The organism is Blautia sp. AF19-13LB (assembly GCF_003479105.1).
Lineage (GTDB): Bacteria > Bacillota > Clostridia > Lachnospirales > Lachnospiraceae > Fusicatenibacter > Fusicatenibacter saccharivorans.
In genome coordinates, this window is record NZ_QUGO01000007.1 from 1 (window position 1) to 25,918 (window position 25,918).

At 45.3% G+C, this 25,918-nt stretch carries 19 protein-coding genes and 2 pseudogenes; 17 read left to right on the forward strand and 4 right to left on the reverse strand.

The window, feature by feature from the left end; genetic code table 11:
- Window positions 1-120: 120 nt before the first annotated feature.
- The 4 genes from DWX32_RS08380 (at window position 121) to DWX32_RS08395 (ending at window position 3,619) form a co-directional block, all read left to right on the forward strand.
- On the forward strand, window positions 121-987 hold the full coding sequence (locus DWX32_RS08380; RefSeq protein WP_118594458.1) for a DUF3100 domain-containing protein: 867 nt from the start codon (window positions 121-123) through the stop codon (window positions 985-987).
- Between the two features lie 3 nt (window positions 988-990).
- Window positions 991-1,437 carry a hypothetical protein gene (locus DWX32_RS08385; RefSeq protein WP_118594457.1) on the forward strand — a complete coding sequence of 149 codons (447 nt, stop codon included), beginning with the start codon at window positions 991-993 and terminating at the stop codon, window positions 1,435-1,437.
- A gap of 94 nt (window positions 1,438-1,531) precedes the next feature.
- Window positions 1,532-2,857: an amidohydrolase family protein gene (locus DWX32_RS08390; protein WP_118594456.1), complete on the forward strand. Its 1,326-nt coding sequence runs from the start codon at window positions 1,532-1,534 to the stop codon at window positions 2,855-2,857.
- A 15-nt stretch (window positions 2,858-2,872) separates the two neighbouring features.
- Window positions 2,873-3,619: a sulfite exporter TauE/SafE family protein gene (locus DWX32_RS08395; RefSeq protein WP_118594455.1), complete on the forward strand. Its 747-nt coding sequence runs from the start codon at window positions 2,873-2,875 to the stop codon at window positions 3,617-3,619.
- Here DWX32_RS08395 and DWX32_RS20715 read toward each other — a convergent pair.
- Window positions 3,603-3,749, reverse strand: a pseudogene (locus DWX32_RS20715) (DUF6783 domain-containing protein). The gene DWX32_RS08395 and the pseudogene DWX32_RS20715 overlap by 17 nt on opposite strands.
- Here DWX32_RS20715 and DWX32_RS20720 point away from each other — a divergent pair.
- From DWX32_RS20720 to DWX32_RS08415, 4 genes and pseudogenes are all read left to right on the forward strand, one after another.
- Window positions 3,699-3,818: pseudogene (locus DWX32_RS20720) on the forward strand (DUF6783 domain-containing protein); the annotation flags it as partial. The pseudogenes DWX32_RS20715 and DWX32_RS20720 sit on opposite strands and share 51 nt — an antisense overlap.
- Before the next feature lie 79 nt (window positions 3,819-3,897).
- Window positions 3,898-4,110, forward strand: a complete 213-nt coding sequence (locus DWX32_RS08405) for a ferrous iron transport protein A (RefSeq protein ID WP_022461118.1) — start codon at window positions 3,898-3,900, stop codon at window positions 4,108-4,110.
- Between the two features lie 229 nt (window positions 4,111-4,339).
- Entirely contained in the window at window positions 4,340-5,578 is a 1,239-nt protein-coding gene (locus DWX32_RS08410) for an MYG1 family protein (protein WP_118594453.1), read from the forward strand.
- 279 nt (window positions 5,579-5,857) lie between these two features.
- Window positions 5,858-7,744 (forward strand): phage tail tip lysozyme, encoded by a 1,887-nt coding sequence (locus DWX32_RS08415; RefSeq protein ID WP_118594452.1) that lies wholly within the window; start codon window positions 5,858-5,860, stop codon window positions 7,742-7,744.
- A 103-nt stretch (window positions 7,745-7,847) separates the two neighbouring features.
- Here DWX32_RS08415 and DWX32_RS08420 read toward each other — a convergent pair whose 3' ends face one another.
- Window positions 7,848-8,528, reverse strand: coding sequence for an HAD family hydrolase (locus DWX32_RS08420; protein WP_118594451.1), 681 nt, complete (start codon window positions 8,526-8,528; stop codon window positions 7,848-7,850).
- A 314-nt stretch (window positions 8,529-8,842) separates the two neighbouring features.
- Here DWX32_RS08420 and DWX32_RS08425 point away from each other — a divergent pair, with 314 nt between their 5' ends.
- The gene (locus DWX32_RS08425) at window positions 8,843-9,967 is read left to right on the forward strand and encodes a DUF362 domain-containing protein (RefSeq protein ID WP_117804955.1); all 1,125 of its coding nucleotides are present in this window, start codon (window positions 8,843-8,845) and stop codon (window positions 9,965-9,967) included.
- 87 nt (window positions 9,968-10,054) lie between these two features.
- On the opposite strand, the gene DWX32_RS08430 is transcribed toward DWX32_RS08425, so the two are convergent.
- Both DWX32_RS08430 and DWX32_RS08435 read right to left on the reverse strand, forming a co-directional pair.
- Window positions 10,055-11,452, reverse strand: coding sequence for an MATE family efflux transporter (locus DWX32_RS08430; RefSeq protein ID WP_117508901.1), 1,398 nt, complete (start codon window positions 11,450-11,452; stop codon window positions 10,055-10,057).
- Between the two features lie 20 nt (window positions 11,453-11,472).
- Window positions 11,473-13,878: a glycoside hydrolase family 2 TIM barrel-domain containing protein gene (locus DWX32_RS08435; RefSeq protein ID WP_117804956.1), complete on the reverse strand. Its 2,406-nt coding sequence runs from the start codon at window positions 13,876-13,878 to the stop codon at window positions 11,473-11,475.
- Window positions 13,879-13,966: 88 nt separating this feature from the next.
- Here DWX32_RS08435 and DWX32_RS08440 point away from each other — a divergent pair, with 88 nt between their 5' ends.
- From DWX32_RS08440 to DWX32_RS08475, 8 genes are all read left to right on the forward strand, one after another.
- A complete protein-coding gene (locus DWX32_RS08440; protein WP_242991094.1) occupies window positions 13,967-15,127 on the forward strand; it encodes a LacI family DNA-binding transcriptional regulator in 1,161 nt (386 codons plus the stop codon).
- Window positions 15,128-15,813: 686 nt separating this feature from the next.
- The gene (locus DWX32_RS08445; RefSeq protein WP_118700447.1) at window positions 15,814-16,683 is read left to right on the forward strand and encodes an ABC transporter permease; all 870 of its coding nucleotides are present in this window, start codon (window positions 15,814-15,816) and stop codon (window positions 16,681-16,683) included.
- 12 nt (window positions 16,684-16,695) lie between these two features.
- Window positions 16,696-17,598 (forward strand): carbohydrate ABC transporter permease, encoded by a 903-nt coding sequence (locus tag DWX32_RS08450; RefSeq protein WP_117508905.1) that lies wholly within the window; start codon window positions 16,696-16,698, stop codon window positions 17,596-17,598.
- 89 nt (window positions 17,599-17,687) lie between these two features.
- Window positions 17,688-19,319, forward strand: coding sequence for an extracellular solute-binding protein (locus tag DWX32_RS08455; RefSeq protein WP_117508906.1), 1,632 nt, complete (start codon window positions 17,688-17,690; stop codon window positions 19,317-19,319).
- A 224-nt stretch (window positions 19,320-19,543) separates the two neighbouring features.
- Window positions 19,544-21,289, forward strand: coding sequence for a glycoside hydrolase family 35 protein (locus tag DWX32_RS08460; RefSeq protein WP_117508907.1), 1,746 nt, complete (start codon window positions 19,544-19,546; stop codon window positions 21,287-21,289).
- A complete protein-coding gene (locus DWX32_RS08465; RefSeq protein ID WP_158554945.1) occupies window positions 21,282-22,214 on the forward strand; it encodes an AraC family transcriptional regulator in 933 nt (310 codons plus the stop codon). The genes DWX32_RS08460 and DWX32_RS08465 overlap by 8 nt, the downstream gene beginning before the upstream one ends.
- A 12-nt stretch (window positions 22,215-22,226) precedes the next feature.
- A complete protein-coding gene (locus tag DWX32_RS20120) occupies window positions 22,227-24,014 on the forward strand; it encodes a family 43 glycosylhydrolase (protein WP_118659642.1) in 1,788 nt (595 codons plus the stop codon).
- A gap of 121 nt (window positions 24,015-24,135) precedes the next feature.
- A complete protein-coding gene (locus DWX32_RS08475) occupies window positions 24,136-25,824 on the forward strand; it encodes a heparinase II/III domain-containing protein (protein ID WP_117804958.1) in 1,689 nt (562 codons plus the stop codon).
- Window positions 25,825-25,918: the final 94 nt, after the last annotated feature.

The following is a 25,918-nucleotide window of genomic DNA, read 5'->3' on the forward strand; positions in this document are numbered from 1 at the left end:
AGTGCCAGCCTTCGGGCTGGCATATCTTTTTCGGGAGGACGAGTTATTTACCATATACTCTTGTTCTGCAAGACAGAACAAAAATGAACCATAAAAAGAGCAATGGTGGAGGAGAATGTTATGAAAAAGGAAAAGTATGCGTATTCATCACTGAAAAGCCGTATTCAGGCTGAGTGGAAGATCTATGTTCTGGCATTTGTGTTCATTCTGATCGCAGATTCCATCGGACAGGTCAAGATCCCGCTGGGACCGGGAAACTTTATTTTGTTCCCGATTTTTTATGCATTGATTCTTGGTGTGCTGTCCGGTCCGCAGGTGACTAAAATCGTAAAATCGAAGGAAGTAAAAGCAGCATCAAAACTCGTTATTGTGGCAATCTGTCCGTTTATTGCAAAGCTTGGCATCAATGCGGGAGCCAGCATTGAAACGGTCATTTCTGCTGGTCCTGCACTTCTGTTACAGGAGTTCGGAAACCTTGGAACTATTCTTCTTGCAATGCCGCTGGCACTTCTGCTCGGCTTAAAGCGGGAAGCGATCGGAGCCACTCATTCGATCAACCGTGAAACAAACCTTGCTCTTATCACCGATATGTTCGGACCGGATTCCCCGGAAGCGCGTGGCAGCCTTTCCATTTACGTGGTCGGCGGTATGGTCGGCACCATCTATTTTGGATTTATGGTTTCCGTAATCGCAATGTTGAATATTTTCCATCCGTATGCTCTCGGTATGGCCTCCGGCGTTGGAGCCGGCATCATGATGGCGAGCGCCACCGCTTCACTGACCGAGATTTATCCGACGATGGCGAACCAGATCTCTGCACTTGCCAGCGCCAGTGAAACGATTTCCGGTATCGACGGAATTTACATGGCTATTTTTGTCGGTATTCCGCTCTGCAACTTCCTGTATCGAAAACTGGAACCGACGCTTGGAAAATTTGCAGACAGAAGAGCAGAAAAACGTGCCGCAAAAAAGAAAGGGGAAGCATAAGCGATGAGATATATTGAATGGGGATTCTTATTTTTACTGTCCGGTCTTGGAATCGGACTTGCCAATCTGGTTGGATTTCAGGTAAACTTTCTGGATTCTCTTCCGGGGATTCTGATTCTGCTGGCGATTTCTTGTGTCGGTGTTGTGGTAAGCAAACTGATTCCGCTGAAGCTTCCGATTGTAGCATACGTTTCCATTCTCGGCCTGCTTGCTGCATCTCCAATTTCACCGGCAAGACAGTTTGTGATCGACGCAGTCGGCAAAATTAACTTTACAGCTCCGCTTACCATGGTAGGTGCGTATGCCGGAATTTCCATCGGCGACCAGGTAAAAACCTTCGCAAAACAGGGATGGAAAATGATTCTGATCGGCGTCTTTGTTATGACAGGAACCTTTATCGGTTCCGCTGTGATTGCACAGGTTGTCATGATGCTGACAGGAACGATTTAAACACTACGCAAGAGAAACAGAGCCCGGCTCTTCCCAGACAGAAAATGGGATGAGGCAGGCTCCTGCTGTTATAGAAAAAGAAAGGAAACCAGTTATGGGAAAACTGATCGTAACGAATACCTCTGTGCTTCTGCACGATATGACAATCGCCAGAGGGCAGATCGTCGAAACAGAGAACGGGATCATTTCTGCCATCCGTCCGTATCAGGAAGGAGAAGAAATAACGCTCTCCGGAAATAAGGAAACTGAGCTTCTTGACGGAAGCAGAAAGCTTCTGATGCCCGGTCTTTGCGACAGCCACATGCACACGGGGCAGCAGCTTTTAAAGGGACAGATTCTCGACGCGCTTCCGATGATCTGGACGCGCATTATGCTGCCGTTTGAGAGTACCCTGACGCCGGAAAAGATGGAACTTAGTGCCGAACTTGCGGCATTGGAGATGATCAAATCCGGAACGACGTCGTTTGTGGACGCAGGAAGCTACTTTATGGAGAGCGCAGCAGATGTCTATCTGCAGTCCGGGCTGCGTGGCCTGTTATCTGCATCTACCATGGATGATGCGTCACTGCCGGATGTTATCCGCCATACCGCCGATCAGAATGTGGCGCAGACAGATGCGCTGTATGACGCGTACCATGGAAAAGGGAACTTAAAAGTCGCCTATTCTCTTCGGTCTTTGATCAGCTGTACAGAAGAGCTGATTTTAAAGGCAGCCGGTCATGCGAAAGAGCGTGGCGCCCTGCTGCAGGCGCATATGAACGAATATCCGAACGAGATCAATTTCTTTCTGCAGCGTTTTGGAGTGCGGCCAATCGAGTACCTGGAAAAGCTTGGTGTGCTGGATGAGCGTTTTCTGGCGGCGCACTGCATTCTGCTCTCGGAAAATGAGAAGGATCTGCTGAAGAAGTATGAGGTAAAAACATGCCACTGCCCGTTCAGCAACTGTGGAAAAGGAGTACCGGATACGCCGGCTCTTTTGCAGCGCGGCATCACCGTCGGCCTTGGAACGGATGGCGCGGCGCATGGAGGACTCAGTCTCTGGAATGAGATGAAAATTTTCCGTTCCGTGATGAACGTCGGACGCGGTGTCGGTATCAGCGAGGCGGCAGTCATGCCGGCAGCGAAAATCCTCCGCATGGCGACACAGGGCGGATATGACTATCTGCATGAAAACGGCGGAAGTATCGCTGTTGGAAAAGAGGCGGACTTTATCACGATTTCGCTTCGCCAGCCGCATCTGTATCCGACCGGAAATCTTGTCAATACACTGCTCGAGTGCGTGACAGCAGCGGATGTCTGCGACAATGTAGTACATGGGAAGACTTTGATGAAAGACCGTGCCGTGCAGACTCTTGATGAAGCACGGATTCTTGCTAAGGCAGAGCGGTATTTTGAACAAGCTGAAAAAATTACACCATAAGGAGAATCTATAGTTATGTTAAATCTGATTCTGATGATCCTTCTGAATTTCGTGGTCGGCGGTTGTATCGGCCTGACGGGAATCGCAGGATTTCTGCTTCCGATGTTCTACGCCGGATTTCTGGATATGCCGTCCTACGCGTCCCTGGCACTCAGCTTTGCGGCATTTCTGATTTCCGGCATTCTGGGATCGGTAAATTATTATAAGAGCGGGAACCTTGACCTGAAAACGGCAGGTGTGCTTTCGGCCGGAAGTTTTGTCGGCGCGCTTGCCGGTGTCAAGATCAACCTTCTGATTCCGGCGGACACGATGAAAATAATTCTATATCTCGTTGTTCTGCTCTCCGGAATTTCCATCCTGCTTCGGAAAGACAAGCCGGGAAATACAGAGAAAAAAGCAGTCCAGAGCGTTCCGTTTTTCCTGGTACTTGGTGCTGTAACCGGTGCTGTCTGTGCCGCCTCCGGTGCAGGCGGGCCGGTGCTTGTAATGCCGATTCTGACACTGCTCGGTATTCCGGCGCACACCGCGGTCGGTATTTCCTTGTTTGATTCGATTTTCATCGCCGTACCGTCTGCGGCAGGCTATCTGATCGCGGCCGCCGGAAACAAAGAAGTCTTTTTGCTTTTACCGGTACTTCTGGTCGCACATGGCATCGGTGTCTTTGCCGGAAGCAAAAATGCAACGAAAATCAACCAGACGCTGCTGAAACGGATCGTGGCTGTGGCTTCGATTGCGATCGCGTGCATCAAACTCTTTCTCTGATTGAAAAACTAGAGTGTGTTTGAAAAACCATTTCCGCAGCCTGCACGCCCCAATTTGCGGTATATTTTGCCCTCATTCAGTCGCCGTAGCCCGCTACGCCTCCTTCATTCAGACAAAATCTCCCACAAATTGGAACATGCAGACTACGAAAAGCCTTTTTCAAACACACTCTAGCGCTTTGCACACAAACTTTAGTTAGAAGCGTATCCCAATTGTTCTTATTGACTAAATATTTCCTCAGGGAATACAATATAGAAAAAGTAAAAAGGAGGGATACCATGCAGGCACTTTCAAAGAAAAAAACCGGTGATATCTGTACCATCAAATGGATGTTTGGAATCCCTGATGTTCTGGATTTCCTCCGAAGCCGTAAAATCAAAGAAGGCAGCACCGTACAGGTCATCCAGAGAATAAACGGTGGATTGATCCTTGGCATGGATGGAAAACGGATTGCAATGTGTGATGCAGCTGCAGACCGGATTCAGGTATGAAAGGAAGAAAAATCAAAATGAGCGGAACCTTGGAAGAGGAGCCGCTCATTTTGATTTTCCAAATACCCACAAAAGAATTTTCGTAGATAAGTGTGCAGACTGCGGAAATGATTTTTAATAAATATGCGCCAGGAAGTTTTCAAACTTTTCTTTACATAGAACCGTTGCGAAACAGCCGCCAGATAGAGTAAAATAGAGCAGATCTTAAGAAAAAGGAAGTTGGAATTTTATGACATTATTAGAACAGATACAAAAAGAAAATGCCGCTGCTTTTACGCACGGCGGAAAATTTCATGCGGATGATGTGTTCTCTGCGGCACTGCTTCTGCATTTTAATCCGCAGCTTACCATCCAGCGCGGAAATCGTGTGCCGGAGGATTTTGACGGGATTGTTTTTGATATTGGGAGAGGAGAATACGACCATCACCAGAAAGACAGCCGGATCCGGGAAAACCAGGTTCCGTACGCGGCGTTTGGCCTTTTATGGGAGGCACTTGGCACAGAAATTTTAAGTCCGGAGATGGCCGCGCGGTTTGACGAGAAGTTTGTACAGCCGCTCGATCTCAATGATAATACAGGAGAAAAGAATGAACTCGCCAGTATGATCGGCATGTTCAATCCGGTATGGGATGATAACAGCGGAAGCGATGCTGCTTTCCTGGAAGCGGTGGCAGTGGCCGGACGGATTTTGGAACATAAATGGGAGCGTTTTCGTGCGGATGAGCGGGCGGAGCAGCAGTTTGCAGCTCTTCTTGCCGAACACAGGAAGCGGATCGCAGCGGAGAAAAAGGCAGGAACAATGGATGAAAAGATTCTGATTCTGTCGGAATTTTTTCCATGTCAGAAACAGCTTTCCGCGACTGAAATTGCATTTCTGATATTCCCATCGAATCGCGGCGGTTACTGCGTGCAGCCGGTTCGAAAAGAAAATTCATTCAATTACAAGTATGATTTTCCGGAAACATGGCTTGGCCTGGAAAAAGAAGCACTGCAGGAAGCGACGGGGCTTTCCGATGTGTCTTTCTGCCACAAAGGAGGATTTCTTCTCACCGCAGAAACGCTTGACGATGCCGTCGCTGCCTGTCGCATCAGCCTTGCGGGAATGCCAAAAGCACCGGTTCTGATCCACATCGGTACCGATGCGATTGATGCGGATGACGCGCTTTTGCGGCAGATGCCGGGCATGGAGCATGCAGTTATTCTTCATAAACCGCTGCCGGAGGCCCCGGAACTGAACATCTGTGGCAGTTATGCCGTGTCATCACTTGAAAAAGCAGAATGGAAGATACGCCTGCGGGAATACCTGTCGGACTTGTTAAAAGAAAAGCCGGAGGCTGTCTGTGTCAGCGGTGATCTCTTTGCGGCCTATCCGGTCATGCACCAGCTCCGCAAGAAACATATTCCGGTTCTGACGGTATCAGAGCAGAATGGAAAACGGCTTCTGATCCGCATTCCGTCCGGTTCCTGAGAATTTACAGAGAATCTCTCTCAATTTCACGCGTTAAACAGAAAAATTCCTCAATATGTGATTTGTTTCTTTGCATCTGCTGTTGTCTGTGATACAATATAGAAAATACGTGAAATTTTTGCACAATGAAAATGAATGATATCATTTTTGGTTTATCTTCAAAAAAAGAGGCCAGACTTTACAGGAACGATACATTTTCGTGATTTCATTCGAACGGCCTCAAAAGCAGAAAATGGCAGGCAGAAATCGACAAACAGCAGAGAGGAGAGCAAAACATATATGATTTCAAAGAAAAAATTTGGCACAACGGTAACAGCGTTCGGCGTGGCAGCCGGAATGCTTCTCGGTTCGGCTGCACCGGCGCATGCAGAGGAGACAGCGAAAACGGTGCAGGAAACGCAGAAAGATCAGGCGGATGCACCGGCCACGCAAAGTGAAACGGAAAACGGAAACACAGAAGAAGCCGTTGTTCCGGCTGTAGAAACACAGGAAACCGAGACACCAGCAGAAGAACCGTCCGTACCATCTCAGGATGAAAATGCCGCTTCCACAGAGGAGCCAAAAGTACCGGAAACGCCAGAACCGACAGAGGATCCGACTCCAACGGAGACACCGGAAGACCCGAATCCAGGCGAGATGCCGGAGCCATCTCCAAGTGAAACCCCGGAACCAACTCCAGGCGAAACTCCAGAACCGTCGGTAACGCCATCCCCAAGTGAAACGCCGACTCCAGCCCCGTCCGAAACCCCGGAACCAACAGAAACACCGGTGCCAACCGAGACGCCTGCACCAGCACCGACAGAAACACCGAAAAATGATGAGACACAGGCGGATGACTGGATTCAGACGATTGATTACGGAAAATATATCAGCTCCATGAAAAAAGATCTCCGCGCAGGTTTCGCACAGGTCGACAAAGCGTACGCCTACGCAAAGGTCGATACCAGATTAAACGTCCGCGAAAGCGGTTCCACCAGCGCACGGATCGTGGGAACACTTCCGGCAAAGGCACTCTGCTTTGTGATCGCCGATGCGGATCAGGAGTGGGTTTATATTGAATCGGGCGACGTCCGCGGTTTTGTCCGTACGGATTATCTGCAGCAGGGAAAAGAGGCGCTGGAATATGTAACCGGCACCGGAGAGGATCAGATGAAACTGGCGGATCAGGTGATCGATCCGTCTGAAAATGAAGCCTTTCCCTATAAAAAAGAAACGGTTTATGAAGTAAAAACCTCAACCGGAAACGGTATTATCACATTTGCAAAACAGTTCGTTGGCAGACCATACGTCTGGGGTGGAAACTCCCTGACGGACGGTATTGACTGCTCTCATTTTGTATGGCAGATTCTGACCCGTTGCGGTGCGTACGACGGTGAATATACGACCTCCGGCGGATGGCGCAGCCTTGGAACGGAGGTTGCAAGCCTGGATGAGGCACGCGCAGGCGATGTTATTTGCTATAATGGCCATGTGGCGCTGTATGACGGAGAAGGAAAAATCGTAGAAGCGCTGAATGAAAACGCCGGTATCACCTGCGACCGCCCGGTGGACTGTGACACGATTCTGACGATCCGTCGTTTTGCAGCCGACGATGAAATCGGCGGAACGAACGCAGAAAAGATCTGGAATTACTTCCTGATGCACGGATTTACAAAAGAAGGAGCCGCCGGTATTATGGGAAATATTGCAAACGAGGCATCCACAGACCTCAATCCGACACTGCTTGAGTATGGCTCTACCAGCCGCACAAGCCTGAGCGGAGAGCAGTACACGAACCTTGTTGACGCCGGAATCATTTCCCGTGACGAAGTGATCCGAAGTTCCCGTTTTGGCCTTTACAGTGGCGGAAGATATGGATATGGTCTCTGTGGTTTTACAGATCCAACGATCAAAGAGTATCTGTGCCGATATACCATTGATCTTGGAAAGAGCCTTGGAAGCCTGTCCGGCCAGCTCGACAGTCTGATGGCCTACCTTTCCGACTACAATCCGAATCTGCTGGACAGACTGAAAAATGCCGAAGATGTTGACACCGCAGCAACTGCCTTCATGCGTGAATACGAAAAATGCGCAAACCAGAGCACACAGCAGAAACTGCGTACAACAGCAGCAGAACAGATCTACAATGTTATGGAATCGTATGATTCGCCGGTAGATGTAGAATAAACGAACAGATGATGAAAACGTGTTAAAGAAAGTCCTCCGCAGCAGAAAGATTCTGTGTGGAGGACTTTCTTACAGTAAAATAATTGAATTTATGTATGATTTTTTACTTCCAGCTTTTCAGTTTGTCCGCTTCCGGAGTCTGCAGCAGAATTTCTTTACAGGTCAAAAGAGAAGGACTCACATAATCACAAAATGGAAAAAGCTCTTTTGTATACGGTGTCAGATCCGGGATCATGCAGGAGATGGCGCCAGCTGCACGCGCGGCCTTCAGACCATTGATGCTGTCTTCGGCTACCATGCATGCAGCAATCGGAACTTTCAGAAGAGACGCTGCTTTTAAGAAAATTTCCGGATCCGGCTTGCTGTTGATTACCTCATCCCCGCAGACTGAAGCATCGATATACTGGTCAATGCCAGACTGTTTCCAGTATCCTTCCGCAACGCGCCGTGTTGTGGAAGTGGCAACCGCAACTTTAATCGAATGTTCCTTCAGCCAGGAAAGAAACTCGTGAAGTCCCGGCTTTTCCGGTACACCATTTCGCTGAATATAATCATTCAGATACGCCGAGCGGATCGCGCGTCCCTCATCGTATGTCACCTTTCCGTGAAACCACTCCTCAAACAGCTTTCTGCTCCGTGGAAGCGCGCTGCCGCGCATCTGTGAGAGATGTTCCTCCGTGAGCGTAAAATTCAGCTCCCGGGCAGCTTTTTGCCAGCCCTCTTTCATTACAATCTCGGTGTCAAACAGGATACCATCCATATCGAATAATACTGCCTTTATCATAAATGCGACCTCCCAGGGAGTAAAAGAAAACAGACGGTTTTCGTTTACTCTGTACTCTGATTTTTTTAAAACTACCTTCAGTATACGAAAAATCCTGAAAAAAGACAAGTGCATGAACTTTACAGAATACTACAAATCTTCCTTTTACGAAGCAAAACTTTCTATGAGGACTGCAAATATTACAGATTGCTGGGTAGCAGTAAACTGTAACATTCGGGCATGACTGGATCCATGCATATTACAATCACACTTGACTTCAAGTAAGCTTAAAGTGCTATTCTGATAAAAAAGGACAAATTAGGAGGAATAACAGAATGGAAAAGTCAACGGTTTATTTTACCGACTTTCGATGTCCTGTGGGAACGAGTCAGCTTGACAAGCTGAAAAAACTCTGTATCGCTGCTGGCGTCAAAGACATTGATATGGAAGGTAAATTTGTTGCAATCAAAATGCATTTTGGCGAACTGGGAAACATGGCGTTTCTTCGTCCGAATTATGCGAAAGTGGTTGCAGATCTCTGTAAAGAGCAGGGAGGTCTTCCGTTCCTGACAGACTGCAATACGTTATATCCGGGCAGCAGAAAAAATGCCCTGGAGCACCTTGACTGCGCAAATCTGAACGGATTCAATACCATTACCACAGGATGCCAGATTATCATCGGAGATGGACTGCGAGGAACCGATGAAATTGAGGTTCCGGTTGTCAACGGAGAATACTGCAAAACAGCATTGATTGGCCATGCGATCATGGACGCAGATATTTTTATCAGTCTGAGCCATTTCAAAGGCCATGAAGCAACGGGCTTTGGCGGTGCACTGAAAAATATCGGTATGGGATGCGGAAGCCGCGCCGGAAAGATGCAGCAGCATGCCAGTGGAAAACCGGCGATCAATACGGATGTCTGTCGTGGCTGCCACCGCTGTGCAAAAGAATGCGGAAGCGATGCAATTTCCTATGTGGATAAAAAAGCAGTCATTGACTATGACAAATGCAAAGGATGCGGCCGCTGCATCGGTGCCTGCAGTTTTGATGCGGTTTATAATCCAAACAGCAGTGCAAACGAGCTTCTCGACCGGAAAATGGCTGAGTATGCACAGGCTGTCTGTCATGGACGTCCGTGTTTCCATATCTCTCTGGTACAGGATATCAGCCCGAACTGTGACTGCCATGGGGAGAACGATGCTCCGATCCTGCCGGATATCGGAATGTTTGCAAGCTTCGACCCGGTTGCCATTGACCAGGCGTGTGCCGATGCCTGCCTGAAGGCAACTCCGATCGAAAACAGTCAGCTTGGCGAGCATCTTGCAGAGCCGGGATGGCATTGCCACCACGATCATTTCAAGGATTCCAATCCGAATATTGAATGGCAGGCAACCCTTGACCAGGCAGAGAAAATTGGTCTTGGTACGAGACAGTATGAACTGAAACGTATCAAATAATAATACAAAAAAATGCTTTAGGGCAGATGAACAACAGCGGAAAGCTCCAGCTTCTCGAATGAAAAATCAACGAGAAGCTGGAGCCTTTTAAGGCCAGATTGTATTTTCTTCAGAAATAACAACGGTTTTTTTCATCCATTTGCGTGATCGCCACCGGATCAGATAATTTACACCACGGAACGCCTCATCCATGCCAAAAGCGATCCAGCATCCGAATAATCCGAATCCCATTTTTACACCAAGCAGATAGGAGAAGAATACACTCATCAGCCAGCAGGAGAGAATGGAAACACCCATAGGGAAAACCACATCGCCTGCTCCGCGCAAGGAATTTTCCTCAATGTGATTAAAGCCTCGAAAAATTTCCACGAAAATATCAAAAAACAAAATGGTATGTCCGATCGAAAGGATCGCAGGATCGTCTGTAAAGATCCGCAGCAGCACGGAACCAAAGCAGGCAAGGAGCGTGGATAGGCAGGCATTCAGCAAAATTGTGATTTTTAAATTCTGCAAATTCAGCTGATAAGCCTGTTCGTATTTTCCGGCGCCGGTAAGCCAGCTGATCAGCAACGAGGTCGAAAGACCAAGGGAGAGGCCTAGGACATACACGTAAAAAACAAGTGTGGAAACATAAATTTTGGCGGAAACAGCCTGCACACCGACAAGTGCAATAATGGAGGTTGTCACTACCTGGGATACAGAATAGGAAAGCGTACTGATACCGCCTGGAATTCCGATTTGAAGCACTTTTGGTAAAATCCGGAAACTGCTGCGTATGGACTTATGACGGAAGTCAAGGCCAAGCGGAAGAACCAGGAGCAGCAGAAGCATGGTAAAAGCGGCACAGCCCTCACTGAAGGCATAGGCACAGGCAATCCCTTCTACGCCGTGAAGCGGCAGTTCGACCGGCTGAAAGACGATCAGATAATTTAAAAGGGCATTCAGCGCATTCATTCCAAGGGTAACAAATACCGATATTTTGGGCTTTCCATAGCTTTTAAATATGGCACTGCAGATGGACACGAACGCGGCAAAAAAGGAAACACGAATGCAGATTCTCAGGTAAGAAGAGGCATATGTTAATACCTGGCCGGATAAATTCATCTGCCGCATCAGGGGCATGGAAAAGAACGAAAGTGTAGCACCAAGGAGAACGCTTAACCCGGCACCTGCAAACAGCGCACAGAAAGCAGCATCGGATGCATTTTTTTCCTTTTTGGCACCAAGATTCTGGCTGATTACGATGGACGCACCGGTACTGATTACGGAATAGAAATTCAGAATCATGCCCATAAACTGTCCGGCGGAACCAACGGCAGCAACTGCTTCATCGGAATAAAAGGACAAAGTAAAAGTATTGACGGTGCTCATCAGATTCATCAAAAACATTTCCAGAAACAGGGGAAGAAAAATCTTTGGGAGAGTCATCGTTCCCTGTGGCGTTTCTACTTTGCCCAGATCTGGATTGTAAAAGGATTTCCACATAAAGTCTGTCGTTACTCCTTTCAGAAAATAGTAACAGAATTGGATTTTAGCAGTTCTGAAGAAACCTGCACGGTAACCGGGTGATCTGCAAAAGAGCGGCGGACATAGAAAATCAGTCGTCCATGGTACAACCGGCGGCAGGAAGAAGCATACTCGGTGCAGTCTGCAGCATTTCCGTTTTCAATTCCAAGAAGGACGCCTCCGTCTGTCGTTACCTGAACCATGGAGGAATCTCCGAAGCAGAAAGCACCATCTCTGTCGGCGGCATAAACTTCGAACTGCAGAAGCGGATTTTCCGGTAAAACAGCGGAATTTTCTTTGGACGGCTTCCAGGGTCGGATCTGCAGGGCACAAGGCATAGAAGTCGTTTTCAGCTCATCCTTTGCTTCAAAAGTACAGGAAGCCCCGCCCTTTTGTGCCGCAAGCTTTCCAGAAGCAAGAACCATCAGCGTGCCCGGCTGAAAGGGAACGATCCAGCGAATCGAATCTTCAGTATAGGAAGCCTCCTTTTTGCCGAGACTGATTCCGTTTAAGAATAATTCCGCTTCGGAAAGGTTTGTGTAGCAGCGGACTTCGATATCTTCTCCATCACAGTAATTCCAGCTTTCGAATAATGGCTGCCAGCTTTCTCTCATGGAGTCTGCCCGCTGTGTGGAAAGATGGCACATCGGTTTGGATGACCAGAAGCTCATCCGCCGGTAAAACCCGGATTTTTCAAAGCCAGCCATCGTAAGAAGCCCGGCTTCAGAAGCTCGAAGCGGCCATCCGTGTGCCTCTCCCATATAATCAATGCCTGTCCAGAGAAACTGTCCGCTGATATATTCGTTTTCGGTTACCGCATGCCAGGCAGCAAGATCATGTCCGTTTTCGCTGCCTAAAAATGGGAGCGAAGGAAAATCACAGTGGCTTTCCTCGTATAAATGTTCTTTATAATTGTATCCGGCAACATCGAGGGCATCCAGAAAACCGATCTTTGCAGAGAGCTCCGGAAAAGCGGCAGCCAGTGTAACCGGGCGCGTAGGATCCACTGCGCGTACTTCGTAAGCAAGCATGGAAGCCAGTGCTTTTAATCGCTCTGCATTCGGCCGATCCGGATTGTATACGCGCTCTGCGGCAGGCTTGTTTGCATCATTGTTTCCGGTCATGGTCTGAAACAGAGGATGGCAGTAAGGATCATTTGGATAATCAATTTCATTTCCAATGCTCCAGAGAATTACACTTGGATGATTTCGGTCGCGCAATACCATAGCAGACAGATCTTCTTTCTGGTACTGAGGAAAGTACTTGTAATATCCCTGATGCTTTGGAGGATAAACATTATGACCGGTAGACCATTTGTTTTTTGGCCCTTCCCACTCATCAAATGCTTCATCCATAACAAGAAAGCCCATTTCATCACATAGATCGTACAGTTCCGGCATATGCGGATTATGGCTCATACGGATGGCATTGCAGCCCATTTCTTTGAGCTTTTCAAGGCGGCGTATCCAGATTTCTTTTGTAACGGCGGCACCGAGTGCACCGGCATCGTGGTGAACGCAGACCCCCTTAATTTTCATGGGGATTTCATTCAGAAAGAATCCATAATCGGCATCAAAACGGAAGGTGCGGATACCTACACGGAACTTGTCTGCAAGAAAGGCGGAGTCATCCTTGGCTTTGTGGAGCCATGTTTCGAGTGTATATAAAGATGGATGTTTCGGAGACCACAGTGTTGGCTGTGCTACCGTTCCTTCAGTCTTTAGTTTTGCGGTTTCTCCAGGAAGAAGAGTGGCTCTCTGCTCGGCGAAAAACACCGTGTTTCCATTTTGATCACGCAGATACTGGACCAGTGAAAAAGAGGTTTCCTGATCTTCCATATTACAGATCTCTGTTGTGATAGAAAGATCCGCTGAGATTTTATCTGCCCTGTTTATGGAAAAGCAGGTGCCATATGGTGTAACGTGAAGAAGATCTGTAACAAGGAGCGTTACCTTTCTTGTGATTCCGGAACCGGTAAACCATCGGGAATCTGAAATCTCTGTCCGGTCTACACGGACGCTGATTTCATTGATACCATCTGTACCAAAAACAGCCTGGGATGTTATGTCATAGAAAAAAGGTGTGTATCCATTGGGATGAAAGCCGTGATAATAACTGTTGAACCAGACCTGGCTTTCTTTGTAGACACCGTCAAACAGCAGCACGATGCGTTTTCCACGATACTTCTCAGGCAGGGAAAAGGTTCCACGATACCATCCGATGCCGCCGGCTGCATATCCGGTGCCGCTGGAATAGGATCTGGAAAATGGCATTGCAACAGACCAGTCATGTGGAAGCTCGACAGCTGTCCAGCCAGTATCATCATAGTCTTTTTTCCAGGCATCCGGCTCTTCGCCATAGTGAAATTTCCAGGAATGATGGAGATAAATTGTTTGGGTATTCATAGATTTATAACCTCCTGTTTTTATCATGATATTTCAATTTTTATACGTTCCTATGGTTTTTATTATAAAGAGTTCATCTGAAAAATCCATGGAAAAGAGAGGGATTTTTTGTAAAATAGCGACTTTAGGATTGACTTTTACGTGCAAAAAGTCTATCCTTGAATTTGAAATGAAAAGGGTTTCAAAAAATTGGAATAGAGTAAGAGTTTCAAGAGGGCGATTTATGAAAAAAGAAAAAAACATTTATACTATTGCAAAAGAAGCAGGCGTTTCGCCGGCGACGGTGTCTCGGGTCATGACGAAAAATGCCCGGGTAAGCGAGGAAAAAAGAAAAAAAGTGGAGGAAATCATACAAAAATATGATTATCGCCCCAATGCGCTAGCACAGGGGCTGACAAATGCAAGAACAAAAATCATTGGCATTCTTGCAGCGGATATGATGAATCCCTTTTATGCACAGCTTGTGGACGAATGCGTAAAGGAAATTGGTGCAAGTGGATATGTTCCCATGATATTTTCATCTCAGAGCAGTTATGAAATGGAAGAACAGTATTTGCAGAAGATGTTTGACCTGCGTGTGGATGCAATTATTTTAATGGGAGGAAAATCAGACCAGCTCGTTACAGATTTGGAATATGTGGATTTGCTTGATCGAATCACAGACACTACACCGATTATTACAACTGGAAAAATAGAAGGATCTCTTTGTTATCAGGTATGCATTGATGAAATGGCGAGTGTAGACCTTGCCATGGAGCATCTTTTTTCGCTTGGCCATCGGCATATTGCACTGATCGGCGGGAAAAATCACATCCGGTCAACATATGATAAACGAATGCGGTATCGTATGCTGCTTCGTAAAAATGGAATCACATACAGAGAACGCTATGTAACGGATTCGGATTACAACATCGAAGGGGGGTACCAGTGTATGGAAAAGCTCTTTCAGGAAAATCGTACGATGCCGACTGCCGTAATTGCAATCAATGATTTCAGCGCAATCGGAATTCTTCGGTGTATTGAGGAACATCATTTGTCTGTTCCGCAGGATATATCGCTTGTCAGCTTTGACGGAACCTTTCTGTCAGATATTGTTAACCCGAAGCTTACCAGCGTTTGCTATGATTATGCTTCTTTTGGAAAAATGCTGGCTGCGTCTGCGGTAAAACTTCTTTCAGGAGAAGAGATTCCGAAAATTCAGCAATGTGTGTCGCGTTTAATCGTACGCGAATCCACGATATTGCAATAATATCACATTATCGATTCAGAAGCATGTAATTTCATATAGCCAGATAATTCTTCTCTTTGATTTTAAAAGACCATCAGAGAGAAGAATTTTTTTGCACTAATTTTGGAATGTTTGCAGACATGGTGATATTGATCCTGGAACAGATTTTGGCTTTTGTAAGAGAGATACCGACAGATCAAAATGGCGGTAAATAGCGCGTTTTCAGAAAGAAAAAAAGTGGATATACATAGAGGAATAAAGGGGTGATTTGTCAAATTGTCAACTAATTCAGATGGCTTTAAAAAAAAGAAAGCAAATTATACAAAAAACAAGTTGACAAATCAAAGCGGAAGGAGTATAGTACGAAATATGAAAAGGGTTTCACGAAAGTGCCAATTAAAAAGATATGTGATTTGGAAAGATGTATAAGTTAAGTGCTTTTTAGATGGAATTATCGTTATAATATACAGGAAAAGCAGTAAAAACAAAGATACATTCATCATGATCACTTTTATTTTTGGAAAAACGTGAAAACGGTTTCATATAAAGGCTGCAAATTATGTGCAGACAAATTTTCACAAACTGCAAAATAGGAGGAACGCAACGTGAAAGGAAAAAGGAACCAAACGACAGCAGCTCTTCCGGCTGTCCCCAGTAAAAAGAATCGAGCATGGAAGACTTTTCGCAACAACAAAACACTTCTTCTGATGTGTTTGCCAGCAGTCATCTTTTTTATCGTGTTTAACTATTGCCCATTGCCGGGCGTATGGATTGCATTCACGAGTTACAATTTTCGGGATGGTATTTTTGGAAGCCCTTTTGTAGGATTATCAAACTTTGAATTTTTGATTTCTTCCGGTGAATTGTGGACTTTAACGAAAAATACAATTTTATACAATCTGGTTTTTATTCTTCTTGGAAATGTTTTTCAGATCGTAATTGCTCTTATGCTGAATGAAATCAGAAGTAAATTTTTTAAAAAGGTATCACAGACAATCATGTTCCTTCCGTATTTTATTTCTGCTGTACTGATTGGGGCGATCGCATTTAATATTCTGAATTATGACACGGGTGCATTAAATGCACTTCTTCGTGAAACGGGTGCTGACCCAATACAGATTTACAGCAAAGCTGGTTTATGGCCCTTCATCATTATTTTCTGTAACATGTGGCAGCAAACAGGTTATGGTTCTGTTGTTTATTTCGCGGCAATCTGCGGTATTGATTCCAGTATGGTAGAAGCAGCAGAGGTAGATGGCGCTACCAGCTGGCAGAGAATTCGTTACATCATTCTTCCTTCCCTGAAAGGAACCTTTATCATTCTGCTTCTGTTTGCGCTTGGCGGAATCATGAAAGGAAACTTTGGTTTGTTCTGGAACCTGACAGGTGGTGCGAATTCACAGTTGTTCCCGACAACTGATATCATTGAAACCTTTGTATACCGTACAATGACGACACAGAATAACTTTGCAACATCTTCTGCCGTAGGTTTGTATCAGTCTATTTTTGGATTTGTTCTGGTTATGTTCAGCAACTGGGTGGTAAAACGACTTGATCCGGACTATGCACTGTTTTAGGAGGAGAAGAAAATGAAAAATCGTAATAAAATCAAACTGGATCCAGGGACGCGAGCTTTACGAATTATCTCCTACGTATTTGTGAGTATTTGGGCGCTCATCTGCTTACTTCCATTTATCCTGGTTATTTCTGCATCTTTCAGTACCGAGAGTATTGTAGCGAAAGAGGGATTTGGGCTTTTACCCAAAGGGTTTACTCTGAGTGCATATGAACTGGTATTTCGTTCACCTAAAATGATTCTTGGCTCATACGGAGTTACCATTGCACTGACGGTATGCGGAACAGTTGTTGGTCTGTTTATCATTGCGATGACCGGTTATGCATTACAAAGAAAGGACTTTCCGTTTCGAAATGCATTGTCATTTTTTATTTACTTTACAACACTGTTTTCCGCCGGTATGGCACCAACCTATATCTGGGTTTCCAGGTACCTGAAATTAAACGGAAGTTATATGGCAGTATTTTTACAGCTGTTAATGTCTCCGTGGCTGATCATTCTGATGAAGAATTTTGCAAAATCGGTACCATATGAAATTACAGAATCCGGAAAAATTGACGGAGCGGGAGACTTTAAAATTTTCGTATCACTGATTTTCCCGATGTTAAAGCCGGCACTTGCAACGGTAGGACTTTTTCTGGCACTGGGATACTGGAATGAATGGTATCTTTCTTCTCTGTATCTGAACAGTTCTGTAACCTATAAACCATTACAGTACTACTTATATCAGATCATCAATACAGCAAATGCACTGAAAAACTCTGTAGCAGGTGCAAATGTCAGTGTGGCAGACCTTCCATCTAACACATTGAAAATGGCAACAGCAGTTGTTGCAACCGGACCGATCATCTTTCTGTATCCGTTTGTACAGAAATACTTTATCTCTGGTATTACAGTAGGCGCGGTCAAAGGCTGACCATGGAAAAAGTATGATGTGAGATTCCCCTGTGTTTTGATGGGGATTCACATAAAATTCCGAAAAAGCAGGAAAAGAAGGAGGACGCTATGAGAAAACGCGTAACAGGTAAAAAGGCAGTAGCACTGGTAATGGCTTCCCTGATGATTGCAAGTATGGCAGGATGCGGAAGCAGTGGGTCCGAAAGCAGCGGATCCGGCAACACAAGCGTAAAGGAAGATGGAAGTATTGATACTTCCAAGCATGAAGTAATTAACATGCTGGTGCTGGGAAACAAACCGACCAATGGCAGACTGGAAGCCATGCTGGACAAACTGAATCCGATTTTGACGGAAAAAGTAAATGCAGAACTCGAGTTTACGTACATAGAATGGACAGACTGGCAGACACAGTATAATCTGAAGCTGTTGAGTGGAGACAGCAGTCTGGATTTGATTTGTACGGCAACGGACTGGCTGTACGGATGGGAAAATACAAAGAAGGGCGCATTTCTTCCACTTTCCGAGGATATGCTGAAAACATATGCGCCAAAGACCTGGGAACAGGTATCCGCAGACGGAGACTGGGATATCTGCAAATATAACGATGAAATTTATTTCATACCGGAAGATCACTATACACAGTATACGAACCATGGTATGTTCTATCGTGGAGACTGGGCAAAAGAAGCAGGTCTGGAAAATGGAAAAATTACAAAATTTGAAGATCTGACGACGTATTTCCAGTATATTAAAGATAATAAGGAAGATGTTATTCCGTGGGATATCGCTGGCAAAAACCAGACGGGAGGTATTCTTGGCGGCTATATTACTTCGAAAAAGGAATATACGGCATTCAATTGCGCCAGTGTTGGTATTTACACAGACTTCTGGGGTGTTATGCAGGACGATCCGACAACCGTTATGTCTCCGTATGTAGAGGATGACAGCCTTTATGATGCGGCAGAGCTGATGAAAGAATGGAATGACATGGGTGTATGGAGAAAAGATGTCCTGAACTTTGACGGAGACACCAGAGAAGAGTTTTATGCCGGAACAACCGGTGCGGATCAGCATCATGCCCAGACCTATTATTCTACGATTGTTCCGAATATGGAGAAGAAACAGCCGGGTTCCGATCCGCAGTTCTATTACTGGGGCGAAGAAAATCAGAACGTACAGCATCCGCTGAAAGAGCATGGTGCATGTGCTATCAGTGCAAACTCCACACATCCGGAACGCGCCCTGATGGTATATGATCTGTTAAGAAATGATGAAGAGTGCTATCGTCTGTTAAACTATGGTATTGAAGGTGAGGATTATATTGTAACAGAAGATGGCAAGCTGGGCAGACCAGATGGATTTGATTCCAGTACAGATGCCCTGGATTCCAATTTCTGGATGGGACGTAATGATGATCTGGAACTGCAGGATGAAAGCTGGTGGGATGGAACCGATGATCTGATCAGTTCGCTGGATAAAATCGGTTATGATTATCCATTTGAAAACCTGATTGTTGATACAACTGCAATTGAGGCAAAGCAGGCAGCACTGGCTAATGTTCTCGCAAAATATATCCCGCAGCTGGCATATGGTCAGGTAGATGATCCGAAGGCAACTGTCGATCAGATGAGAGAAGAACTGAAAGCGGCCGGTTATGACGATGTAAAGGCAGCAATTCAGAAAGATTTAGATGCTTTTGTAGAGGAAAATGGAACACCGGATTTCACAAGAGGTGAATAAAAAAGGTGTTCACTTGACCGTAGAACAAGAAAGGTTAGCGACAAAACCTGGCAGATAATTCTGTGATTTCATGATAAGCAAGATAAGGGAGATACCGGAAAAGACATGATGCCTCTGGTGTCTCCCTTTTGCGAGTCAAATGTTTCCGTTCCGGTCACGGGAAATTTGGCAGACATATTATTTTTAACATAAAAAAGATGGAAATTTCAGAAACAGGAGGAACTATGAAGACGTTTGAAGTAAAAGAAGATTTTTATCTGGACGGAAAGAAAGTAAAAATCATTTCCGGAGGTATGCATTATTTTCGTACTGTGCCGGAATACTGGCGCGACCGACTGGAAAAATTAAAAGCTCTGGGCTGCAATACGGTGGAAACGTATATTCCATGGAATCTTCACGAAAAAGAGAAAGGAAAGTTTGATTTTTCCGGAATTCTGGATATTACCAGATTTGTAAAACTGGCCCAGGAGCTTGGTTTGATGGTGATTCTCCGGCCATCTCCCTATATTTGTGCAGAATGGGAGTTTGGCGGATTGCCATACTGGCTGCTGAAGGAAGACGGCATGCGCCTTCGCTGTTTCTATCCGCCATTTCTACAACATGTGAAAGAATATTATGAAAAATTATTTGAAGTGATCGCACCGCTTCAGATTACACGGGGCGGTTCTGTTATTCTGATGCAGGTGGAAAATGAATATGGATATTTCGGAGATGACAAATCGTATCTGGATTACATGAAACAGCTGATGATTGACTGCGGCTGTGAAGTGCCGATGGTTACATCGGATGGTCCTTGGGGAGATGCTTTTGACTGCGGAAAAGTGGAAGGTGTTTTACAGACCGGAAATTTTGGTTCCAAAGGAAAAGAGCAGTTTGCCGTCATGAAAAAGAAAATCGGCGATAAACCGCTGATGTGTATGGAATTCTGGGTTGGATGGTTTGATAACTGGGGTGTAGAAACGCATCAGACCGGTGATTTAGAAGAACATGCAAAAGATCTGGACGAAATTCTTTCCGAGGGCCATGTGAATATCTACATGTTTGAAGGTGGAACCAATTTTGGTTTTACGAATGGATCCAATTACTATGATGAGCTGACACCGGATGTTACTTCTTATGATTATGATGCACTGCTGACGGAAGACGGTCAGATTACGGCGAAGTATACGGCATTCCAGAATGTAATCCGGAAATATACCGAAATTCCGGAAGTAAAACTTAGTACAGAAATTCGCAGAAAATCATATGGAAAACTTCGTGTCAAAAGAAGCACATCTTTATTCGGAAACAAAGACCGGATTAGTAAAGCGATGGAGAGTGTATACCCGGTGTCAATGGAAAAACTGGATCAGGGATACGGATATATTTTATACGAAAGCCAGTTGAAAGATGAAGGGCCATTGGAAACACTGCGGCTGTGGGGAGCTAACGACAGAGCTAACATTTTTGTGGATGAAATCCCAACTGTTACACTGTATGACAGAGAACTTCTTGATGAAATAAAATGGGAGGAGAATAAACCGGAAGGACAGAAACTTTCTATTTTGATGGAAAATATGGGAAGAGTAAATTTCGGTCCGAATCTCGAAAGACAGAGAAAAGGGATTGATGGAAGCGTACAGGTTAATGGTCATAATCACTATTATTGGAAAGAATATACGCTTCCGATGGAACATCTGGAACATCTTGATTTTACAATTCCATCCGTTCCTGGTACACCGGGATTTTATGAATTTAGCTTCGAAGCAGATGAGACGGGAGATACCTTCCTTGATTTTACCGGATGGGGAAAAGGTTGCATTCTTGTAAATGGATTTAATATTGGAAGATTCTGGGAAATTGGGCCACAGAAACGATTATATATTCCGGGTCCGCTTTTAAAAAAAGGAACGAATACGATTCTGATTTTTGAAACAGAAGGAAAAGTGCCGGGAATCATTACACTCTGCGATGAACCGGATCTTGGCTAAAAGAATGAAGGAAAACATTTATTATCAGTATGACAGCAGTCAACTACCGGAAATTAGCCTGGCAGATACGGCGGTGATTGAACCGCCGTATATTCATAAAAGAAGAATGCCGTTGGAATACATTATTTATCTGGTGCGTCAGGGTGAGATGTTTCTTTTGGAGGATGGTGTACGGTATCATTTAACACCGGGGGATTTTTTAATTCTGGATCCGGATAAAATACATGTGGGGGAAAGAGCAACACATTGTGAATACCATTATATTCATTTCCATCAGAAATCCATAAAAAAAAACAAGATGACAAATGAGCAGACAACTGAGATAATTTTAAGAAAGAGAACGCAGTCCATGCAAAGTGATTCCTGTACCCTTTCCGGACAGGAACGCGTCAGTCTTTCGCTTCTTGCGTTGCCCAAATATATGCATCTTTCCGACACTTCTTCTTATTCTGAAATTCTGCAGAAAATCAATGATGGAATTACCTGTCAGAAAAATCGTATGGAAGGTTATTACAATTTGTGTGCCTGTCAGATTTTGGAGATGATGATTTTGGTTTCCAGACAGTTTGTAACATCGCTTGCCCAGGAAAAAACCGGAGTGGTCGGAAGCTACCGGAAAATATATGATCTTTTGGATTATCTGAATAACTGCTATCGCGAGCCAATTTCCGGAGTATTGATTGAAGAGCAGCTTGGTGGAAACTTTGATTATCTAAATCGGATTTTTCGTCAGACAACAGGAAAAACGATTTTTCAGTACCTGACGGAAGTCAGAATTTCCCATGCCAAGGAGCTTCTTGGTACAACTTCGCTTAAAATTTCGCAGGTCAGCGAAAAAGTCGGATTTTCCGATGAAAGTTATTTCAGTAAAGTCTTTAAAAAAATGACTGGAATGACACCTATGAACTATATGAAAAGCAGATAAGGAGAACAAAATATGGCAGGCTATTTATTTGTACATTTTACCGGAGAACAAAAGGATGGAGAACAGATTTATTTTTCCATCAGCATGGATGGACTTCACTGGGAGGATCTGAATGACGGACAGCCAGTCTTATATTCTCATCTTGGAATGCAAGGTGTTCGCGATCCGTTTCTGCTGCGTGATCCAAAGCAGAAGAAATTTTATCTGATAGCAACCGATTTACGGATCGAAGCAGGAGAAGGCTGGGATACGGCACAATATCGCGGAAGCCGTGATCTGATTGTCTGGGAATCGAAGGATCTGGTTCACTGGAGTGCGGAGCGTGCCAGTACCATAGGTGTTCCGGGAGCCGGATGCGTCTGGGCACCGGAAGGAATCTATGACTCAAAAAGAGAGCAGTTTCTGGTTTTCTGGGCATCTATGGTAAAACTTTCCGGTGATACGGAAGCCAAACAGCGGATCTATGCATCCTGGACATCTGATTTTCAAAGTTTTTCCGAGCCATTTATTTACATGGAGCGGAAAGAACATGTGATTGATACAACGATGGTAGAATCAGAAGGTGTATACTATCGGATTTCCAAGGATGAGACGAATAAATGTCTGCTGTTGGAGTCCTGTGACTCCCTGACGGGCAATTTTCAGGAGATCCCATCAGAAACACTTTCTTCGCTGTTTGGCGTAGAAGGACCGGAATGTTATCTGCTACCGGATCAGAAGACATGGTGTCTGATTGCGGATCAGTTTGCGGAGGGAAAAGGATATCTTCCTCTTTTAACGGATGATCTTTCTTCGGGAAAATTCCGTATTTTAAAGGAAAAGGAATATGCTCTTGGAAAAACAAAAAAACGCCACGGTGGCGTTCTTGCAGTTACTGACGAGGAGCTTGCCTTGCTGGAACGATTTTTTGATCACAAAAAGCCGGTCGTAGAAGGGCTCTTTGCAGATCCGGATCTTGCCTGTTTTGACGGAACGTATTACCTGTATCCGACAACGGATGGCTTTACCGACTGGTCCGGTACGAAATTTTCTGTTTTTGCATCGAAGGATCTGAGAAAATTTCAGAAGGCTGCTGATATTTTCGACATGGCAGATGGAGATGTTCCGTGGGCGGTAGGAAGTGCCTGGGCGCCGTGCATTGCAGAAAAAGATGGAAAGTATTACTACTATTTCTGTGGAAAGCGTGTTGATGGCAAATCCTGCATTGGAGCAGCAGTATCTGATTATCCGGAGGGAACGTTTGTGCCTGCAGCAGAACCCATGATCACCATGGAAATGATGGAAACGTATCAGATCCAGATGAGTCAGACGATTGATCCGTCGATCTATCAGGAAAACGGCGAAACATATCTCCTGTTTGGAAATGGTTATGCGGCCATTGCAAAACTGACACCGGATATGATGCATATTGTTCCGGAGACGATGAAAAATCTGGAAGGACTGTACGATTTCCGTGAGGCGGTTACGGTTCTGAAGCGGGATGAAATTTACCATTTTACCTGGTCCTGTGATGATACAGGAAGTGAAAATTATCATGTAAACTATGGAACGTCCGATTCCCTGTACGGACCGGTTCGGTTTGAAAAGACGATTCTTCAGAAAGATGTGCAAAAAGGTGTTCTTGGAACGGGTCATCACAGCATCTGTAAGGTGCCTGGAAAAGATGCATACTGGATTGCTTACCATCGTTTTGGCACACCGCTTGCGCAGTATCCGGAGGGAAAGGGATTCCACCGGGAAACCTGCGTGGCCCCGCTGGAGTTTGACGAAGCCGGAAAAATGATGGAAGTGATTGTCTAGGTTTACGGAGAAAAAATATATGAACGGAAGAACAGAACAAGAATTGCAGCAGTATCTTTTCTAATATGAAACAGAGCTTTCAAGAGAAGCCGAAACGCTTTCTCTTTTGGATTTCCCTGTTTTGACAGAGGAGCTTTTTTCTCTGTTTGAAAAGACGGGGAACCGGCTGCGGTATGAAGAAGCTTACTTTGGACGCCGGAAATACCTCGTTGCTTTTGCGTTCAATGCATTGTTTGCAAAAGAGAGGGACATTTCTATGGATCTTTCCGGCCTGGAATGGGTTCTGGAGCAGATTTGTGCGGAAACTTGCTGGGCGCTGCCGGCACATGTGAACCGGAAAAAGGATGAAAAGTGGAAGATTACATTGGATCTTTTTGCGTGCGAGACTGCACAGTCACTTCTGGAAATTGCGTTTCTACTTCGAAACGATCTGCGGCCGGAGTTACTGTGTCGGATCTGGAAGGAAAGCAGCAGGAGAGTGTTGCAGCCGTTTCTTATACAGGAAAACGGTGCATTCTGGTGGGAAACGAGTAAAAGTAACTGGAATGCTGTTTGCTGTGGATCCGTAGGAGCAGCCGCCTGCTATGCATCTGAGCTTTTTCCTGTTCTTTTTCCGAATGCGGAAAGCATCGAGAGTATCAATCAAAACTGTGAACAGATCTTGACGCGCGTGACCCGGGATCTTTCCTGCTTTCTTGCGAGCTTCGGCGAGGACGGCGCCTGCATGGAAGGTCTTGGCTATTGGGAATATGGAATGAGTTATTTTTCCATGTTCGCGGAACTTCTGAAAGAAAAAACGGGCGGGAAAACTGACTTGCTGGATGGAAAAAAGCAGCGGAAAATCATGGAATTTCAGCAGAAATGCTATTTCCCGGGCGGAAATACGTTAAGCTTTTCTGACGGAGACAGCAAAAGCCGTTACCGGATGGGACTTACCTGCCATTTTGCAATGCTGGATCCAAATGTTAAAATCCCGCCGCTGGTACGGGCAATGCATTTTGGGGAAGATCCGTGTTATCGCTGGAATGCCGCATATAGGGACTGGATCTGGACGAAGCAATATCTGAATGTGTTAAAAAGCAGGTCGGACGGTTCCGAGAATGCTGCAGAGGAACGGGTATGTTCCGGCACGTTTACTTATCTGGCGGATGCCGAATGGGCAATTGCAACTGGAAAGCATCAGACCGCATTCGCAATCAAAGGTGGAAACAACGGGGAGCCGCACAATCATAACGATGTCGGCAGCTTTCTGTATTTTATCGGGGAAGAAGAAATTATCAGTGATCTTGGAGCCGGAGAATACACGAAAGCATATTTTGGCCCCGAACGATATTCCGTACTCTGCTGTAGTTCACGTGGCCATAGCGTTCCGATTTTGGATGGAAAGGAACAGTGCAAAGGGGAAACATATCGTGCCGATGCAGTGAATTACTCCGAGACAGGAGAAATTTCGATTTCCTTTGCTGGGGCATATGAGAAAGAAAGCAGGAAAAAACTGATACGGACTGCTGTTTTTTGCAGGGAAACCGGTGAACTTCAGATCAAAGATTGCCTGAAGACCGCTCCTTTGGATAATGGCTTCACGGAAAATCTTGTCACACGGCAGAACGTAAGTCGGGAAAAAGACCGGATTCGAATCGGTGACAGGGGAACTCTGAAAATAGATGGTGTTTCTCCGGAAAAGATTCAAATTATTCCATGCATTCATAGAGATCATCAAGGAAAAATGGAAACTGTGTTTCTGATTCAATGGGAAGCTGACGGAAAAGAAAATATCTGGCGAAGCCGATTTGTACTTTGCCCGGAATAATACAAAAGCTCCTGACGTTGTTAGAAGGAAGATATTCAGTGAGGCTGCATTGCGGTACGAAAACAGAGCAAAAGACTGTGCAAATGAATTTATG

Coding starts and splice junctions, on each gene's coding strand:
- DWX32_RS08460 (WP_117508907.1), top strand. CDS start 19,544: ATGAAGACGTTTGAAGTAAAAGAAGATTTTTATCTGGACGGAAAGAAA.
- DWX32_RS08380 (WP_118594458.1), top strand. CDS start 121: ATGAAAAAGGAAAAGTATGCGTATTCATCACTGAAAAGCCGTATTCAG.
- DWX32_RS08425 (WP_117804955.1), top strand. CDS start 8,843: ATGGAAAAGTCAACGGTTTATTTTACCGACTTTCGATGTCCTGTGGGA.
- DWX32_RS08435 (WP_117804956.1), bottom strand. CDS start 13,878: ATGAATACCCAAACAATTTATCTCCATCATTCCTGGAAATTTCACTAT.
- DWX32_RS08390 (WP_118594456.1), top strand. CDS start 1,532: ATGGGAAAACTGATCGTAACGAATACCTCTGTGCTTCTGCACGATATG.
- DWX32_RS08415 (WP_118594452.1), top strand. CDS start 5,858: ATGATTTCAAAGAAAAAATTTGGCACAACGGTAACAGCGTTCGGCGTG.
- DWX32_RS08430 (WP_117508901.1), bottom strand. CDS start 11,452: ATGTGGAAATCCTTTTACAATCCAGATCTGGGCAAAGTAGAAACGCCA.
- DWX32_RS08420 (WP_118594451.1), bottom strand. CDS start 8,528: ATGATAAAGGCAGTATTATTCGATATGGATGGTATCCTGTTTGACACC.
- DWX32_RS08395 (WP_118594455.1), top strand. CDS start 2,873: ATGTTAAATCTGATTCTGATGATCCTTCTGAATTTCGTGGTCGGCGGT.
- DWX32_RS20120 (WP_118659642.1), top strand. CDS start 22,227: ATGGCAGGCTATTTATTTGTACATTTTACCGGAGAACAAAAGGATGGA.
- DWX32_RS08455 (WP_117508906.1), top strand. CDS start 17,688: ATGAGAAAACGCGTAACAGGTAAAAAGGCAGTAGCACTGGTAATGGCT.
- DWX32_RS08405 (WP_022461118.1), top strand. CDS start 3,898: ATGCAGGCACTTTCAAAGAAAAAAACCGGTGATATCTGTACCATCAAA.
- DWX32_RS08445 (WP_118700447.1), top strand. CDS start 15,814: ATGTGTTTGCCAGCAGTCATCTTTTTTATCGTGTTTAACTATTGCCCA.
- DWX32_RS08450 (WP_117508905.1), top strand. CDS start 16,696: ATGAAAAATCGTAATAAAATCAAACTGGATCCAGGGACGCGAGCTTTA.
- DWX32_RS08410 (WP_118594453.1), top strand. CDS start 4,340: ATGACATTATTAGAACAGATACAAAAAGAAAATGCCGCTGCTTTTACG.
- DWX32_RS08385 (WP_118594457.1), top strand. CDS start 991: ATGAGATATATTGAATGGGGATTCTTATTTTTACTGTCCGGTCTTGGA.
- DWX32_RS08440 (WP_242991094.1), top strand. CDS start 13,967: ATGGAAAAGAGAGGGATTTTTTGTAAAATAGCGACTTTAGGATTGACT.